Origin of the sequence: Aureimonas altamirensis (genome assembly GCF_023702225.1) — a bacterium.
Taxonomy (GTDB): Bacteria; Pseudomonadota; Alphaproteobacteria; order Rhizobiales; family Rhizobiaceae; genus Aureimonas; species Aureimonas altamirensis_B.
In genome coordinates this window covers 85,523-98,696 of sequence record NZ_JAMQCO010000001.1, presented here as the reverse complement: position 1 = coordinate 98,696, position 13,174 = coordinate 85,523, and the positions used below count along the sequence as shown (strand labels likewise).

The 13,174-nt window shown below is 65.8% G+C and carries 15 protein-coding genes; 7 read left to right on the top strand and 8 right to left on the bottom strand.

All coding sequences use genetic code 11. The features are described 5' to 3' along the window. Positions 1-51: 51 nt before the first annotated feature. On the bottom strand, positions 52-699 hold the full coding sequence (locus tag NDN16_RS00455; protein ID WP_251111656.1) for a 50S ribosomal protein L25/general stress protein Ctc: 648 nt from the start codon (positions 697-699) through the stop codon (positions 52-54). 271 nt (positions 700-970) lie between these two features. Here NDN16_RS00455 and NDN16_RS00450 point away from each other — a divergent pair, with 271 nt between their 5' ends. Next, positions 971-1,597: a glutathione S-transferase family protein gene (locus tag NDN16_RS00450; protein ID WP_251111655.1), complete on the top strand. Its 627-nt coding sequence runs from the start codon at positions 971-973 to the stop codon at positions 1,595-1,597. 18 nt (positions 1,598-1,615) lie between these two features. On the opposite strand, the gene NDN16_RS00445 is transcribed toward NDN16_RS00450, so the two are convergent. Continuing rightward, positions 1,616-2,548 (bottom strand): ribose-phosphate pyrophosphokinase, encoded by a 933-nt coding sequence (locus tag NDN16_RS00445; RefSeq protein WP_251111654.1) that lies wholly within the window; start codon positions 2,546-2,548, stop codon positions 1,616-1,618. A 293-nt stretch (positions 2,549-2,841) separates the two neighbouring features. Here NDN16_RS00445 and NDN16_RS00440 point away from each other — a divergent pair, with 293 nt between their 5' ends. Beyond that, positions 2,842-3,303 (top strand): hypothetical protein, encoded by a 462-nt coding sequence (locus NDN16_RS00440; protein ID WP_251111653.1) that lies wholly within the window; start codon positions 2,842-2,844, stop codon positions 3,301-3,303. Between the two features lie 219 nt (positions 3,304-3,522). After that, positions 3,523-3,900 (top strand): hypothetical protein, encoded by a 378-nt coding sequence (locus NDN16_RS00435; RefSeq protein WP_251111652.1) that lies wholly within the window; start codon positions 3,523-3,525, stop codon positions 3,898-3,900. 52 nt (positions 3,901-3,952) lie between these two features. Here NDN16_RS00435 and NDN16_RS00430 read toward each other — a convergent pair whose 3' ends face one another. The 4 genes from NDN16_RS00430 to lgt are packed head-to-tail and all read right to left on the bottom strand — an operon-like array spanning position 3,953 to position 7,888. Next, positions 3,953-5,104 (bottom strand): M24 family metallopeptidase, encoded by a 1,152-nt coding sequence (locus tag NDN16_RS00430; protein ID WP_251111651.1) that lies wholly within the window; start codon positions 5,102-5,104, stop codon positions 3,953-3,955. A gap of 11 nt (positions 5,105-5,115) precedes the next feature. Then, positions 5,116-5,931: a peptidoglycan editing factor PgeF gene (gene pgeF, locus NDN16_RS00425; RefSeq protein WP_251111650.1), complete on the bottom strand. Its 816-nt coding sequence runs from the start codon at positions 5,929-5,931 to the stop codon at positions 5,116-5,118. A 32-nt stretch (positions 5,932-5,963) separates the two neighbouring features. Next, positions 5,964-7,049, bottom strand: coding sequence for a class I SAM-dependent methyltransferase (locus NDN16_RS00420; RefSeq protein WP_251111649.1), 1,086 nt, complete (start codon positions 7,047-7,049; stop codon positions 5,964-5,966). Then, positions 7,046-7,888 carry a prolipoprotein diacylglyceryl transferase gene (lgt, locus tag NDN16_RS00415; RefSeq protein ID WP_251111648.1) on the bottom strand — a complete coding sequence of 281 codons (843 nt, stop codon included), beginning with the start codon at positions 7,886-7,888 and terminating at the stop codon, positions 7,046-7,048. Before lgt ends, NDN16_RS00420 begins: the two co-directional genes overlap by 4 nt. A gap of 139 nt (positions 7,889-8,027) precedes the next feature. Between lgt and NDN16_RS00410 the strand changes: the two genes are divergently transcribed. The 4 genes from NDN16_RS00410 to NDN16_RS00395 all read left to right on the top strand — a co-directional run bounded on the left by NDN16_RS00410 (position 8,028) and on the right by NDN16_RS00395 (position 10,289). Continuing rightward, positions 8,028-8,339: an accessory factor UbiK family protein gene (locus tag NDN16_RS00410; RefSeq protein ID WP_251111647.1), complete on the top strand. Its 312-nt coding sequence runs from the start codon at positions 8,028-8,030 to the stop codon at positions 8,337-8,339. A gap of 257 nt (positions 8,340-8,596) precedes the next feature. Further along, entirely contained in the window at positions 8,597-9,097 is a 501-nt protein-coding gene (locus NDN16_RS00405) for a YbjN domain-containing protein (protein ID WP_251111646.1), read from the top strand. A 19-nt stretch (positions 9,098-9,116) separates the two neighbouring features. After that, positions 9,117-9,926 (top strand): pyrroline-5-carboxylate reductase, encoded by an 810-nt coding sequence (gene proC / locus NDN16_RS00400; RefSeq protein ID WP_251111645.1) that lies wholly within the window; start codon positions 9,117-9,119, stop codon positions 9,924-9,926. 3 nt (positions 9,927-9,929) lie between these two features. Continuing rightward, positions 9,930-10,289 (top strand): tRNA-binding protein, encoded by a 360-nt coding sequence (locus tag NDN16_RS00395; protein ID WP_251111644.1) that lies wholly within the window; start codon positions 9,930-9,932, stop codon positions 10,287-10,289. 30 nt (positions 10,290-10,319) lie between these two features. Here the strand turns inward: NDN16_RS00395 and NDN16_RS00390 are convergent, their stop codons facing one another. Together NDN16_RS00390 and NDN16_RS00385 are read right to left on the bottom strand one after the other, a co-directional pair. Next, on the bottom strand, positions 10,320-12,308 hold the full coding sequence (locus tag NDN16_RS00390; protein ID WP_251111643.1) for an iron ABC transporter permease: 1,989 nt from the start codon (positions 12,306-12,308) through the stop codon (positions 10,320-10,322). Then, on the bottom strand, positions 12,305-13,174 hold the full coding sequence (locus tag NDN16_RS00385) for an iron-siderophore ABC transporter substrate-binding protein (RefSeq protein ID WP_251111642.1): 870 nt from the start codon (positions 13,172-13,174) through the stop codon (positions 12,305-12,307). The genes NDN16_RS00390 and NDN16_RS00385 overlap by 4 nt, the downstream gene beginning before the upstream one ends.

The following is a 13,174-nucleotide window of genomic DNA, read 5'->3' as shown; positions in this document are numbered from 1 at the left end:
GAAGCCCGGCCCCTTCGATGGTCGATTCCGCGGCCCCGAAGGGCCGACGGATCAGTCTTCCTTGGCGTCGTCTTCGTCGCCGGCCACGGACGTCGCAGCCTCGTCGGCGGCTTCGTCGTCTGCCTCGACCTCGACCTTCGGCGCCACGATGGACGCGACCACGAAGTCGCTGTCGTCGACCAGCGTCACGCCCTTCGGCAGCTTGAGCTGCGAAGCGTGGACGGAATCGCCTATCTCCATGCCCGTCAGGTCGACGGTGAAGGCATCCGGAATGCCCTCGGCCGGCGCATGCACGTTGACGTCATGCTCGGCGATGTTGAGAACGCCGTTCTTCGCCTTGATGCCCGGCGCCTCGTCTTCGTTTTCGAAGTGAACCGGCACGCGCACGGTGACGATCGAGCTGGCCGAAACGCGCAGGAAGTCCACATGCACCAGCGTGTCCTTGACGACGTCGAGCTGGTAGTCCTTCGGCAGGACGCGGATCTTCTTGCCGTCGACCTCGATGGTGGCGACCGTGGTCAGGAAGCCGCCCGAATGCAGGCGCAGGAAGGTTTCCTTGTAGTCGATGGCGATCGGCAGGGGCTCCTGCTTGTCGCCGTAGATGACCGCTGGCACTTTGCCGTTGCGACGGAGATTCCTGGCGGCCCCCTTGCCGACCTTCTCGCGTGCTTCGGCCTTGACCGTGTAGCTCTCGCTCATGGGTAAGTCCTTGCTTTAAATCGGAGAAGCCGTTCCGATGCACCATGCAGGGAACGACGAAAAGCGCCACTCGGCCAACGGGCGGCCTTGCAGCCGCGCCGCGACCCGAGGTCGCTTCACTCCGCGCTGCCTCCAAGGGTGTCTGCGCGGATGGGGTGCCTATAGACCAGACCCCCTCGACTTTCAAGAACCCGCGCTGTTGCACCCCAGCGCGCTGGCCGGTTTCACGGGCGCGTGATAGCGTCCGGTCCGATTTTCGGCGGAGGTGCAGATGACGGAGCTTGTCCTTTATACCAACCCCATGTCGCGCGGGCGGATCGCACGATGGATGCTGGAGGAGGTCGGAGAGCCCTATCGGGTCGAACTTCTCGATTACGGCCCTTCCGGCATGAAGAGCGCCGAGTACCGGGCCGTCAATCCGATGGGCAAGGTGCCTGCGATCCGCCACGATGGCGTCGTCGTCACCGAGGCCGCGGCCATTTGCGCCTACCTCGCCGATGTCTTTCCGCAGGCCGGGCTTGCCCCGGCAAGCGGTTCGCCCGAGCGGGCGCCCTATTATCGCTGGCTGTTCTTCGCATCGGGCCCGCTGGAGCAGGCCGTCGTCAACAAGGCCTGCGGGTTCGAGCCTTCGGCAGAGCAGGGCCGCATGGTCGGCTATGGCAGCTATACGGCTGCACTGGACGCGCTGGAGGCCGCGGTGTCGGCGTCCGACTACCTTGCCGGCGGCCGGTTCACCGCTGCCGACCTGTATGTCGGCGCGCAGCTCGGCTGGGGGCTTGCCTTCGGGACGATCGAGAAGCGGCCCGCCTTCGCGGCCTATGCGAGGCGGATGAGCGATCGCCCGGCCTATCAGCGCGCCGCCGCTATGGATGACGCGCTGATGCCGAAGAAGGAGTGAGCCTTTCCGGCTTGCCGGTCAGTCGAACAGGCTGGAGACCGACTGCTCCGAAGCCGTCCGCGCGATGGCTTCGCCGAGCAGGTTGGCGGTCGTGACGACGCGGATGTTGCGCGCTTCGCGGATCGCCGTGTTGGGCTGGATGGAATCGGTGATTACCAGCTCTTCCAGGTTGGAATTGACGATACGCGGCACGGCACCGCCGGACAGCACGCCGTGGGTGATGTAGGCCCGCACGCTTTTTGCGCCATGTGCCATCAGGGCATCGGCGGCGTTGCAGAGGGTGCCGCCGGAATCGATGATGTCGTCGATCAGGATGCAGTGCCGCCCGTCGACATCGCCGATGATGTTCATGACTTCCGATTCGCCCGGTTTCTCGCGGCGCTTGTCCACGATGGCCAGAAGGGCGTCGAGGCGCTTGGCCAGCGAGCGGGCGCGCACCACGCCGCCGACATCGGGCGAGACGACCATGACGTTGTCGAGGTCGAGATGCTCCTTGATGTCGCGGGCCATCAGCGGCACGGCGAAGAGGTTGTCGGTGGGAATATCGAAAAAGCCCTGGATCTGCCCGGCATGCAGGTCCAGCGTCATCACGCGGTCTGCCCCGGCCTCGGTGATGAGGTTGGCGACGAGCTTGGCCGAGATCGGTGTGCGGCCGCCGGCCTTCCGATCCTGCCGCGCGTAGCCGAAATAGGGCAGGACGGCCGTGATGCGGCGGGCCGAGGCCCGGCGCATGGCGTCGATCATGATGAGCAGTTCCATCAGGTGATCGTTGGCCGGGTAGGAGGTGGACTGGATGATGAAGACATCCTCGCCGCGCACGTTCTCCTGTATCTCGACGAAGATCTCCTGGTCGGCGAAGCGGCGTACCGAGGCCCGGCCGAGGGGGAGTTCGAGGTAGCGCGCTATGGCCTCAGCAAGGACCCGGTTCGAATTGCCGACGAAGAGTTTCATGCGGTTCCTGCTCGCGACCGATCAAAAGGAGCAAACGGGCCTTGCCGTCCGATGCGGTGGCTCTAAGCAGAATCTCGACTCGTTTCAAGGATTTCCGTCGTCCACTGGGTTTGCAATTGTGCCCTCCATGCTGGATCGACATTACAGGCGATCCGAACTCGGCGCGCGGTAAACGGATCCAGCCCGACAAAAACAACCCCAAATGGCAATTTCAATCGTAATCATGATTGTAATTGTATATATAATAATATATGTATGATATTGTGAAATCCGGTAAATAAAAGTAGAACATAATGCTGGTAGTATTTGCTAAATCCATCCGGTCTTTCGTTGGGGCGGTTTTCTTTGCTGTGTTGTCCCTGATTGCCTTTCAGCTTTATCTGTTGAGCGGTCCATGTGAGTTGTGCGATCGTGTATCCTTTAAGTACCGGGCTCTAGAAGAGATTTTTCGCTATACGGCGTTCAACTGTGCGCTTGCGGAGTTCAAGACGAACGGCGCTGAGGTCGTTATCCCGTATGGGAAAGATATTCAGCAGAGCCTTTACAAGGAAGAACTCATGGAAATGACCGAAGCAGCGATCGAACTATGTCTCCCCGGTAAAGTGGACAATTATTACTCTTCGGTGCACGGTCTTAATTCGGTTCAACTGATGTCAGCTTTTTACGAGCCGGATAATCGGGTTCTGGTGATTCCAGGTCTTCTATCGCCACAGTTCGTCGTCTTTCGCGGTGACAGAATGTTTATAGTCGACTGAGTGGAAAAAATGAAACAGTATAATGATTCAAATGACCGAATCTCAGCTTCAATTAGGAATGAAATTTTCATTATATCAGGTTTGCTGAAAACATCTCTTTTATTATTAAAAATATTATGTTATTTTGCTTGCATCATAACTGTCATAATTATTATATTCATACTTATAGTCGTTATAGCCATTCCACCATTATGGAATGCGGATGCCATCCGAAATGCAATGCCGGCCGAGATCGTGCTCGGTCGTAATAAGTTTATCCGTTGGACTGCTGGCTGCCTGATCGCTGGCTTCGAATGGAATGGCAGCGTGCCCCGAGTCACTCAAGATTTGAATGAGGGGAGTAAATTCTACGACCTACGTAAAAGCGATCTCGGTGAGGAATTCGGCTGGACACTGACCGACAAGCTGTGGGAACTCGAATCATGCTATGATGAGAGCCTCAACGATGTTCTTCCGCCGGGTATTCACGTATCGAATGGGCGTTCCTTGTATTTCGAATTCTTGAATGACACGTCTTATTCTTTTTTTTGTTTTCGGACGGACTATGGGTGGGCCCTTCTGGCCGTAAAGGCCAGTACGGCAGTCCTGATGATGTGAACTGCTGCCTACGGCTCACATCACTTCAGTACCTGACCCATCACAACAGCGTTTATCCGACCACCGTCATCTCCAGCGGCAGGCGGGAGAGGGGCTCCGGCGCGCCGGTGGTGGTGAGGTAGGTTCGGCCGAGGCACATGGCCGTGCCGGAATCGGAGTCCATGATGATCATGTGCGCGAACAGCGTCATATCCGGCTGGATCGCCTCCGGATTGCCGGCGTAGAACATCTGCGGGTCCATCCAGGACGGCGCGAAGCGCGCCCCCAGCGAATAGCCGCAGGCCGTCAGGCGGTGACGAACCAGATTGTGCTCCTCCATGACGCGGGCATGGGCGTCGAAGACGTCGCCGAAGGTCTGGCCCGGCCGCATGACCTCTTCCACCGCCAGCAGCGCCTCGTGCGCCGCGGCGAACAATTCCTCGTGCCGCATCAGGGGGCTGCCGACGATCAGCGTGCGCATCAGCGCCGAATGGTATTGCGACTTGACCCCGGCCCATTCCAGCGTCAGCTGGTCCTGCGCGGAAAGCTTGCGGCGCCCCGCCTTGTAGCGGCACAAAAGCGCATCCGGACCGGACCCGATGATGAACGGGTTGGCCGGATAATCGCCGCCCTGCCGCAGGATGTCGCCCTGCAGGACGGCAAGAAGTTCGCCCTCGTCGGCCCCCTCCTTCACCAGCGGCAGCATCGCCTCGTAGGCATCGTCGGCAAGCCTTGCCGCCTCGCGCACATGGACGATCTCGGCCGGGCTCTTGATGAGGCGCAGCGCCGGCACGAGGTCGGACGCATCGCGCAGGGTGGCGAAGGAACCGAGCTTTTCCTGCACCAGCCGTCCATTGGCGGCGGTCAGCCCATGCGTCGCCCATTCCACGCCGATCCTGGCGCCGAGAAGGCCCATCTCGTCGCACAGGTCGCGCAGGTCGATGGCCGGGTCGGCTCCGGCGCGGTCGCGCCAGAGGACGATATCCTTGATGATGGACGTCGCCTGCGCCTGGCGCAGGTCCGCCGAGCGGGTGAGCAGCTTCATCTCGCCATCGGCCTTCACGACGAGGCATTGGAAGAAGCAGAAGCCGAACGTGTCGTAGCCCGTCAGCCAGTACATCGAATCCTGGGCGAACAGCAGCATGGCGTCGAGCTTCTGCTCGGCCATCTCCACCATCAGCCGGTTCAGCCGCGCGGCATATTCGTCGGGCGCGAAGTGAAGCATAGGGATTTTCCTCAGAAGCTGTCGTTCAGCATGATGGCCGACAATTGACGCCCGTAATCCGGCTCGCCCCGATGTGTGGTGCGGCGGAACGAGTAGAAGGCGGCAGGCTCGCCATAGGTGCAGCGGCCGACGAAATGGCCTTCTACCCCGGCGCGCTCGAGTGTCGCAAGGATGAAGCCGGGCAGGTCGAACTGGCGTTTTTCGGCATCCGCGCCGGGCGCGAAGAACCGCCCAAAGCCGGCATCGGCCTTGAGGAACTCCGCTTCCATGGCGGCGCCCACCTCGTAATTGGGGGCGGTGATGCAGGGGCCGAGAACCGCGACGATGTCGCCGCGCGCCGCGCCGAGGCCTTCCATGGCTGCGACGGTGGATTCCAGAACGCCGCCCAGCGCGCCCCGCCAGCCGGCATGGGCCGCGCCCACCGAGCGCCCCCGCCGGTCGGCAAAGAGCACCGGGCCGCAATCGGCCGTGACGACGCCGATGGCGAGACCCGGCGTCGCCGTGACCACGGCGTCCGCCTTGGGACGCTCGCCGACGAAGGGGGCGTCGATCACCGCCACATCGGGCGAATGGACCTGCCAGGGCGTGGCCGGCCCGTCGCCGGCCGCCCCGAGCCAGCGCATGGCGGCGCGGCGATTGGCGGCCACACGAGCCGGATCGTCGTCGGAGCCGATGCCGACGTTCAACCCCTCGTAGATGCCGCGCGAAACGCCGCCGCGCCGGGTGAAGAAGGCATGGCGCACATGGGCGAGCGCGTCCAGCGGCGCACCGCCCACGACATCGTCCGGCGTCAGCGTGGGATCTGCTTCGAGACTCGTTTCAAACATGGCGCGGATGGTGGTTGAGCGGCAGGCGCAAGTCAATCGAAGGGCGGCAGGGGCAATGCGGTGGAAGCGGCGGCAACGACCTTGAAGAGGTCTCCCATCTCGCCCGGGCCGTTGCCGGCCAGCCGGTGCGCCTGCGATGCGATCTCGGCGCGCCCGGCCTCGTCGCGCGTGGCGCCCAGCGCGCCTGCACGTTCGGCAAGGCCGAGCGCCAGCAGGAACCGCCCCTGCGTCACGATGGGCGAAACGCTGGCGCCCGCTTGGCGCATGGATTGCGCAAGGGCGGCGAAGTCCACATGCGAGGTGATGTCGTGGTGGCCCGGCTGCAGGAGCGGGTCGGCAAAGGCGTGGCGGCGCATCGCTTGCAGCGTATCCCCATGTCCACCGTGCGCGTGGCCGTAGTCGAAGCAGAGAAACGCCCCGCTACGCTGCGCCAGCAGCGAGCCCAACCGGGCAGCGAGGCGCTGGCGGTCAGGCGAGACTTCCAGGATATCGCCGGCCCGAAGCGGCGGCAGGCGCGCCGGAATTCCGGCCGGGCCTGCCGGCCCCTCCACGAAGCGGAAGCCGCCTCCGGGCGCGTTGGCCACGAGCCGCTCGCGCAGGGCCGTGCCGTCATGCACGAACTGGCGGATGGCGATGGCGTCGAACAATTCGTTGGCGACCGCCAGCAACGGCATGGCCGGCAGTTCCGCGATGGTGCGGTGACGCCGCAGCGGCATGTCGAAGCCGGACAGCCTTTCGTGCTGGATGCCGGCCAGCCGGTCGCTGATTTCGATGAGGTGCACCCGGGCCGCCCGCGAAAAGCCGGTATCGAGTTGCCGGACGGTGCGCAGTATGTCGGCCATCAATGTCCCGCGGCCCGGGCCGATTTCGGCGAGGGCGAAGGGGGAGGGGCTCCCCAGAGTGCGCCAGGCGGCCACGAGCCATGCACCGACGAGTTCTCCGAACATCTGGCTGACATCGGGCGCGGTGATGAAATCGCCGTCCGCGCCGAAGGGCCGGCGGCTGGTGTAGTAGCCGTCCACGGGATCGAAAAGCGCCGCGTTCCAGAACTCGGCCAGGGTCATGGGGCCCTGCGCTGCGATGCGCTCCGCAAGGCGCTCCGCAAGCGGTTTCGTCATGGCCGGGCGTCGGCGGGCCGCGCCGTGGCGATGGCCCACAGTCCGATCAGCACCATCGGCAGGGACAAGACCATGCCCATGGTGAGCCAGCCCGTGCCGAGGAGGTAGCCGAGTTGCGGATCCGGCAGGCGGAAGAATTCGACGAAGATGCGCGCCAACCCGTACAGCAGCACGAAGGCGCCGCTGACGAGGCGCGGTCGTCCAAGCGCCTGGAAATGATGCGTCATGATACGCAGCACGATGAAGATGAGAACGCCCTCGAGAAGCGCTTCGTAGAGCTGGCTTGGGTGGCGCGGCTCCGGCCCCGCATGCGGGAACACCATGGCCCAGGGGACGGCGGTGGGCGCGCCCCATAGTTCGCCGTTGATGAAATTGGCGATCCGGCCGAAGAAAAGCCCGAAGGGTACGGACGCGGCGACCACGTCGATCAGGCTGAAGATCGGCACGCTGCGCCCCCGTGCGAAGAGGATCATGGCGATGGTGACGCCGATCAGCCCGCCATGGAACGACATGCCGCCCTCCCAGATGCGCAAGGCCGAGAGCGGATCGGCCGCGATGCGGGCGAAATCGTAGAAGAGGATATGGCCGATGCGTCCGCCGGCCACGATGCCGATGGTGATCCAGACGATGAAATCGTCGATATCCTCGCGCGTCAGCGGCGAACGTCCGCCCGGCCACAGGCGCGGGTTGGAGACGAGCGCCCTGCCGTACAGCCAGCCGCACAGGATGCCCGCCACATAGGCGAGGCCGTACCAGCGCAGGGCGATGGGGCCCACCTGCAGGAAGACGGGGTCGATCTGCGGATAGGTCAGCACGCTGAGAAAAGGCAGGGAATTCATGGCGGGTCCGTCGGATGGGTCTTCGCGGGCAGGTGTGTCGTGCCGGCGGCCCTCGGTCAAGCACGCATTGCCCGCCGCCATTGCCAACGGCCCCGCCATCACCTACCTCAGGCTTCCGGCTTAGATGGAGACAGCGACGATGACGAACAGCGGCCCGAACAGGATTTTCGACGAGTTCGCCAAGGTGTTCACCGATACGGCCGGCGCCGCCCAGGGCGTACGCCGCGAAGTGGAGACCATCGTGCGCACGCAGGTGGAGCGTCTTCTGAACCAGCTGGAGATCGTCCAGCGCGAAGAGTTCGAAGCCGCCCGCGACATGGCCGTTCGTGCGCGCACGGAAAACGAGGAGCTGAAGCGCCGGATCGCCGCGCTGGAGGCCCGCCTCGGGCATGGCGCGCCGCCCGCCGTGCCCGGCGACGAGCCTTCCAGCCCGGCCGCGCCCACGCTCTGATCGGCGGTCTACAGGTTTTCCACAGCCGTCCCGGCGTTTATCCACCGGCATTCTCGAGCCGGTGGAGAAGGCGAAAAGCGCTTGGCGCAGAGTCGCTTGGCGCGGACGCATCCCGCTCGCGGCGCATGCGCGCCTGTCATGCAACGGTTAAAATCCGGTTACCCCTCTGGCGTCCGGACTCTCTCCCTATACACTGATTCTAAAGGTTGATTCGGTGTCCGGCGCGCTCTCGCGCCAAAGGGGAATGACTGCTCATCATGCGCTTTGGCGAACTGGATTTCGTGCGGCACTCGCACCCCGTGGATGTCATCGAGGTGGTCGCGTCCGATCGCGACTGGAGTTTCGAACGTCCATGCGACGACGAGATCGCGATGAGCGTCACCGGCCGCTGGGCCGATTACTCCGTTTCCTTCTCGTGGGTCGAGGATTGCGAGGCCCTGCACCTGGCTTGCGCCTTCGAATTGAAGGTGCCGGAGCGCCGCCTGTGCGAGATGCATCGGCTTCTGGCGCAGGTGAACGAAAAGCTTCTCGTCGGGCATTTCGATCTCTGGAATTCCGAAAGCGCCGTGATGTTCCGCCATGCCCAGTTGCTGTGCGGCGGCGCGGACCCGACCAGCCAGCAGGTGGAGCGCATGCTGGTCCTGGCGCTGGATAGCTGCGACCGATACTTCCAGGCGTTCCAGTTCGTGGTCTGGGCCAACAAGCCGGCCGACGAGGCCCTGGCGGATGCCCTGTTCGAAACGGTCGGCAACGCCTGAGTCAACGGGAGTGAGCGGTATGACGGCTGTGGAGCGGGTGCTTCTGGTGGGCGGCGGCAATATGGGCGCCGCGATGGCGCATGGCTGGCTCGAGCGGGCGCTTGCTCCCGCCGGCCTGACGGTGCTGGACCCGAATGCCGGTGCGCCCTTGCTGCCCTTGATCGACAAGGGCGTGCGGCACGTGACGCAGGCTCCGTCCGAGAGGTTCGATGTCGTCGTGGTGGCGGTCAAGCCGCAGGCGATGGAAGCGGCGCTGCCTGCGCTGCGTCCCGCCTTGTCGGGCGACACGCCGGTCGTCTCGGTGGCCGCGGGCAAGACGGTGTCCTTCGTCGAAAGGCTTCTGGGCGAGCGACCGGTCGTCCGTGCCATGCCGAACACCCCCGCCATGATCGGCCGCGGCATCACCGGCGCCTATGCCAACCAGCGTGTCACGGGACCGCAGCGCGCCGCGGCGCAGACGCTGCTGGAAGCAAGCGGGCCGGTGGAGTGGGTCGAGCGCGAAAGCGATATCGACCTCGTGACCGGGGTCTCCGGCTCGGGCCCGGCCTATGTGTTCCTTTTGGCCGAGGCGATGGCTGCGGCCGGCGCGAAACTGGGCCTGGCGCCCGATCTGGCCATGCGTCTCGCCCGCCACACGGTGGCCGGCGCCGGCGAGTTGATGATCCGCTCGGACGACGAGCCGGCGACACTGCGCCGCAACGTCACCTCGCCCAACGGCACCACGGCCGCCGCGCTTGCCGTGCTGATGGAGCCGGACGGGCTGGAGCCGCTGATGCAGAAGGCGATCGCCGCCGCGGCGCGGCGGGCCGCCGAACTTTCGAAGGACTGACTCATGAGTGCAGGCGAGGCGGTGGCCGCGGAGATCGGCTACGAGGACTTCCTCAAGGTGGATATCCGTGTCGGCACCATCGTGCAGGCGGAGCCCTTTCCCGAGGCGCGCAAGCCGGCCTTCCGCCTGATGATCGATTTCGGGCCGGAGATCGGCGTCAGGAAGTCGTCCGCGCAGATCACCGTCCGGCACTCACTGGACGAACTTGTCGGCCGGCAGGTCATGGCGGTGGTGAATTTTCCGCCGAGGCAGATCGGGCCGATGCGCTCCGAAGTGCTGACGCTGGGTTTTCCGGACGAAGGCGGCAACGTCGTTCTTGCGGCATTGAGCCATAGCGTGCCGAACGGCGGTCGGCTTTTCTGACGCGCATGGTCCCGACAGGCGGGCGGCGCGTTACGGCCCGGCCCGCCGCCTGCGGGTTACCAGCACGATCAGCACCAACGCTCCGGCAAAGGAGCCGACAAGACCGGCGGGGATTTCGAACGGATAGGCGACCCGGCGGCCCACCCAGTCGGCCGTAACCATCAACGACGCGCCCAGGATCGCCGCAACAGGTATCTGGACGGCCGTCCGGCGGGCCCCGAGCAGTATGGCAGCCTGCGGGGCAAGCAGCCCGACGAAACCGAGCGGGCCGATGATGGTTACCGCCATCGCGGCGGCAAGGGATGCCGACCCCGTTGCCAGCAGTTCCGTCCGGCGCATGGCGAGGCCGCGTCCGCGCGCCGTGTCGGCGCCCAGTGCAAGCAGGTCCAGCGCGCGGGCCATGCCCAGGAGCAACGCGGTGCCGATGCAGGCGGCGGCAAGCGCCACGATGGCTTCCGGCCCGGTGGCGAAGGCGGTGCTGCCGGAGAGCCACGTCAGCAGCGCCCCCAGCCTGGGGCCGGCATTGGCGAGGGCGATACGCAGCACGCTATCCATGAACACGCCGAGCGCTATGCCGGATAGGATCAGATGCGGCCCCATATCGGATCGCCGGGGCGCTGTCGCCAGCAACAGCGTCAGGCAGGCGAAGGCGCCGCATGTTCCCGCGACGATCATGGCGCCGCGTGGCAGGTCGCCCAGCACGAGTGTCGCGGCCATGATGGCCAGCGCCGCTCCACCGTTGATGCCGAGCAGTTCCGGGCTGGCGAGGCGGTTGTGCGTCAATTTCTGGATCATCAGGCCGGCAAGTCCGAGCGCCGCTCCGCAGGCGGCGGCCGCGAAGACACGCGGCCATCGCGCCGCCAGGAGTTGGCCCAGCATCTGGCCATCGGGCAGCCCGAAGGCGCTGGCATCGGTGCCGGCAACGAGGGCGGTGCACGTTGCGATGGGGAGGGCGGCAAGGCCGGCGGGTATCAGAGCGCGCCCTCGCAGGATCGCAATGCCGCTGGGCGATGGTTCCTGTCGTGGCGCCCGCCGGGGCAGGTGGCGGACGAGAATGAACAGGACCGGCCCACCGAGGAGAGCTGTTACGGCCCCCGCCGGCACCAGCTCTGCCGCGCCGAGCGACAGGAAGCGGGCGAGCGCATCCGCCGCCACGACCATGAGGCCGCCGGTCAACACTGTGGCAAGGGGATGGCAGGCCACGAAAGGCAGGCCCATGAGCCGCAGCATCGCCGGAACCGCGAGGCCGACGAAGCCGATGACGCCGAGTTGCGATACGGTCAGGGCCGAGCTGACCACGGCGAGGGCGACCGCGCCCAGCCGCGCGAGACCGGAGGGAAAACCCAAGGCGCGGGCGACGTCGTCGCCGACGGCCAGCAGGCGCGGGGGACGGGCCATGGCCGCGACCAGCAGGACGGCGCAGGCCAGTTGAACGCCAAGAATTCGCGCGACGTCCCAGTCTGCCTGCGCGAGATGGCCGGACCCCCAGAGAAACAGGAATGAGAGACGCTCTTCCCGCAGCAGCGCAAGCAGGCTGGCAGCGGCCGTCGCGAGCAGCGATACGGCGACGCCGGCCAGCGCCGTGCCGGCTGGGTCGAAGCCGGTTCGGCGGGCGGCGGCGAAGACGATGGTGAATGCGCCGATTGCGCCCGCAAGGGCGATGGCCGATGCCGGCACCTCGGCAAGGGCCGGCGTCAGTGCGGCCAGGGCCAAGGCGAGCTGGCTTCCGGCCGAGACACCCAAGGTCGTGGGCGAAGCAAGCGGGTTGCGAAGCGCCAGTTGAAGGAGCGCCCCTGCGAGGGCCAGGCTGCCGCCCGCCAGGAACCCGGCAACGAGGCGCGGCAGGAATGCATCGCGGAACAGGATCTGCCAGAAGCTTTCCGGCGCCCGGCCCATCAGGATCGGGAAAACGGTCGCGCCATCGAAATGCGGCTCCCACGCGGCCGCGGACGCAAGCAGCGCCGCAAGGCCAAGTGCCGCCCAAAGGGCGATCAGCCTTGCGGGCGCGCCTGTGCTCAAGGGGTGTCCGGAGCGAGCGCGTCGGCGATCGCTTCGGCCATGCGCATGGCGGAGGGCACGCCACCATAGGTCCAGACGACGGGCAACTCCCGCACGCGCCCGGCGCCGACCGCCGGCAAGGCGCGGCCGACGGGGCTGTCGAACATGGCGGCCATGGTACCCGGCGCATTGGGGCCGACCGCCAGCACGAAGGCTTCGGGATCGCCCGCCAGCGCGTCCACTTCCGCCGTCGCGAACCCCCATTCGTTGACGGGCCCATCATAGGCGTTCCGCAGGCCGAGCCTCTGCAGCACATCGGCCGCCATGGAGCGCGCGCCGTCGACCCGCAGCGCCGAGCCCGTGACCAGCCGAACGACATAGACCGGCGTGCCGGCCAGCCCAGCCGCCTCGATCCGGCGGCGGGCTTGCGCAAAGGCCGCGTCCGCCTTCGTCAGAAGCGCCTCGACTTCGGCGTCACGCTTCGTCTGCGCGCCGAGGTCGCGTGTCGCGGAGACGATCGTCCGCCAGGTGTCCTGCCCATTGCCCCCGAACACGACCGAACGGACGGGCGCGATCGCCTCGAGCCCGGGCTGCAACGCGGCCAGGAGGTCGTGCGACAGGATGAGGTCGGGTTTCAGAGCGGCGAGGCGTTCGAGATTGGGGGCCCGGCGCGAGCCGATGTCCGCGACGGTTGCCGGCAGTTCCGGCTTGCCGACCCATTCCCGGTAGCCGTCCGGCTCCGCGATGGCGAGGGGCACGAGCCCCAGCGCCAGCAGCGTCTCCGCCTGCGCCCAGTCTATCGCGGCGATGCGCTCGGCAGCCTGCGTGGGAAGGGCCTGCGTCAGCACCAGCAGCAGTGCGGCCGCCAGATAACAAAGCCTGCGCAT

What these genes read in the sequence shown, in the direction of transcription:
- NDN16_RS00455 (WP_251111656.1), bottom strand. Translation starts at nt 699, where the DNA reads ATGAGCGAGAGCTACACGGTCAAGGCCGAAGCACGCGAGAAGGTCGGC.
- NDN16_RS00450 (WP_251111655.1), top strand. Translation starts at nt 971, where the DNA reads ATGACGGAGCTTGTCCTTTATACCAACCCCATGTCGCGCGGGCGGATC.
- NDN16_RS00445 (WP_251111654.1), bottom strand. Translation starts at nt 2,548, where the DNA reads ATGAAACTCTTCGTCGGCAATTCGAACCGGGTCCTTGCTGAGGCCATA.
- NDN16_RS00440 (WP_251111653.1), top strand. Translation starts at nt 2,842, where the DNA reads ATGCTGGTAGTATTTGCTAAATCCATCCGGTCTTTCGTTGGGGCGGTT.
- NDN16_RS00435 (WP_251111652.1), top strand. Translation starts at nt 3,523, where the DNA reads ATGCCGGCCGAGATCGTGCTCGGTCGTAATAAGTTTATCCGTTGGACT.
- NDN16_RS00430 (WP_251111651.1), bottom strand. Translation starts at nt 5,104, where the DNA reads ATGCTTCACTTCGCGCCCGACGAATATGCCGCGCGGCTGAACCGGCTG.
- pgeF (WP_251111650.1), bottom strand. Translation starts at nt 5,931, where the DNA reads ATGTTTGAAACGAGTCTCGAAGCAGATCCCACGCTGACGCCGGACGAT.
- NDN16_RS00420 (WP_251111649.1), bottom strand. Translation starts at nt 7,049, where the DNA reads ATGACGAAACCGCTTGCGGAGCGCCTTGCGGAGCGCATCGCAGCGCAG.
- lgt (WP_251111648.1), bottom strand. Translation starts at nt 7,888, where the DNA reads ATGAATTCCCTGCCTTTTCTCAGCGTGCTGACCTATCCGCAGATCGAC.
- NDN16_RS00410 (WP_251111647.1), top strand. Translation starts at nt 8,028, where the DNA reads ATGACGAACAGCGGCCCGAACAGGATTTTCGACGAGTTCGCCAAGGTG.
- NDN16_RS00405 (WP_251111646.1), top strand. Translation starts at nt 8,597, where the DNA reads ATGCGCTTTGGCGAACTGGATTTCGTGCGGCACTCGCACCCCGTGGAT.
- proC (WP_251111645.1), top strand. Translation starts at nt 9,117, where the DNA reads ATGACGGCTGTGGAGCGGGTGCTTCTGGTGGGCGGCGGCAATATGGGC.
- NDN16_RS00395 (WP_251111644.1), top strand. Translation starts at nt 9,930, where the DNA reads ATGAGTGCAGGCGAGGCGGTGGCCGCGGAGATCGGCTACGAGGACTTC.
- NDN16_RS00385 (WP_251111642.1), bottom strand. Translation starts at nt 13,174, where the DNA reads ATGCGCAGGCTTTGTTATCTGGCGGCCGCACTGCTGCTGGTGCTGACG.